This is a genomic window from Mesorhizobium sp. M1342, assembly GCF_040317955.1.
In the GTDB taxonomy this organism is placed as follows: Bacteria; Pseudomonadota; Alphaproteobacteria; order Rhizobiales; family Rhizobiaceae; genus Mesorhizobium.
Window position 1 is genome coordinate 1 of record NZ_JAMYLI010000065.1, and the last position, 2,027, is coordinate 2,027.

The 2,027-nt window shown below is 56.7% G+C and carries 1 protein-coding gene; it reads right to left on the bottom strand.

What is annotated here, in order from left to right:
- Window positions 1–1,430, bottom strand: a 1,430-nt coding sequence (locus NKH06_RS31930; protein WP_352895108.1) for an ABC transporter substrate-binding protein, incomplete at its 3' end; no start/stop codon positions are given.
- Window positions 1,431–2,027 lie beyond the last annotated feature (597 nt).

Genomic DNA, 2,027 nt, shown 5'->3' on the forward strand with positions numbered 1-2,027 from the left:
GTGTTGTGGTTGCCGATGCCCTTGGTGCTGCCCTTGCTGAGCAAGTCGTGAGGCGAAGGGGATAGCCAGCTATTGCCAATGTTCAGATCCCAGCCTCCGCCGCCATTTGCCGGAGCTGCGGTGCGGGCCGATATCGCACCATTGTCAAGTTGGGTGACCGATACGGGAATGCCAATTTGTCCGAGCCAGCCAGCAATTAGCTGCACGCCGGCGATCGGCATCCCCACGTTACCGCTCCCTCCAGCTGATCCGGTAATCAGCTCAAGCTGGAAGTTTTTTCCTTCTTTGTCCTCCCGAACGCCGTCACCGTTGGTATCCCGATAGCCGGCAGCATCGAGCCGGCGGCCTGCCTCTGCGAGATCGAAGTGACGCCTGATGTCGCTCAGATCCGAGTAGTAATCGGCCGCTACCGGCATAACCAGTCCTACGCCAGGGTCGGCGAGCCCGTGGAGGGCGCGGTCGACGATGGCTTTCTGATCGATCGCGTAGCCAATTGCATCGCGAAACGCCGGATCCTGCAAGGCCTTGGTGCTGCCCGACCCTTTCCCGGAAGCAGTGTTGAAGGCCAGATAGTCGCGCTGCTCGGTGCGCGATCGTCCAACAACGATGTTGGGATCCTTGGAGAGAGCGTTCCACTGAGCAGCTGTCAGCCAAAATCCATAATCTAGGTCACCGCTCTTCAGACCTTGCGCGATGGAATCGGACACTTTGAAGAACGTAAGGATCATGCCGGCCGTCGCCGGCTGCCCCGTACGGAAGTACTTGTTGGGCGTGAGGCGGGCAAACTGGCCCTGCTGAAACTCCGAAACGATCATGGGCCCTGTACCTACCAGGGGCGCGGGATTCCGGAAGTTGCCGCGCGCATCCGCATAGCTGACGCCCTTCCAGATGTGCTCGGGAACAATCATCAGATAGTTGTCAGCTGGCCAGCGGGTGGGAGCCTTGGTCACGATTTGCAAAGTCTCGTCATCGAGCGCCGTTATGGACTCGACGTTCTGTAAGCCGTCAGTGCTGTTCCAGCCGACGTTCAATTCGTCGGGCTTTCCTATGGAGTCACGCAGGTAGTTGTAGGTAAATGCGGCGTCTCTGGCCGTGGCGGGCTGGCCATCCGACCACTTCAAGCCTGGCCAAATTTTGAAAGTCCATGTGAGACCGTCATCGCCAACCGACCACTCCTTGGCAAATCCCTTCCGATCGGAGTGGCGCTGGGCGTCTACGCCGACCAGATAATCATAGGTGAAGGTCTGCGGCCAAAATGAGCTCCACGTGGCAAAGGGGTTCAAGCTATCGGGCGAAGCGGTTCCGCCGATGCGCACGATGTGATCATCGCACGACCCCGCAAACGCCTGTGAGTGCAAGACCCAAGGCGCCGCCGATCCGATCAGCATCGCCTTCATGACTGAACGACGACTAGTTGACCACTTGTTCATTTTTTCCTCCCTGATTGGCGCATCTTTTGCAGGCGTGCGTTAGGAATTCAGGGTAATTTGGCGTGCGTGAGTTTTGTATCTGAATCACATGAATTATGAAACGAGACCGGCATAATTCAATCCAATTGAGGCAAACCGATCAAGACGCGTAGATTGCTCAGGACAGCGAGCCCGTGAAGTGCCATTTTTTTCTTGGACAGTCATAGGATCTGCGCCGACATCGCGCGCGTTTTGCCTACATGGACTCGGATTATACCGCCCTGGTCAAAGTTAAAGGGCTGCTTTACCTGTGCGGCGCAGAGGCATGAAGGGAGGCAGTCAGCGACACTACCTCCGCAGAGAACGGAACCGGACCTGCGAAAGGCCCGGTGCCGCACTATCTCTACACTACGTACTTAAAAAATATGATTTATTGTTACTAGATCGTTGAACACTTTCTTATCGGCCTACTCTTCTCTCCGGCTCAGACGAGGTCGCGGGGGATCGCCTTCGACCAGGAATTGCAGAAGATGCGCTCCCCGCCTTCGAAGGCGTCGAAGTTAATCTGCAGTTGAAAGGCTGACTTGGTAGCGGTCATAACTGTCCGCCCCTCCACCG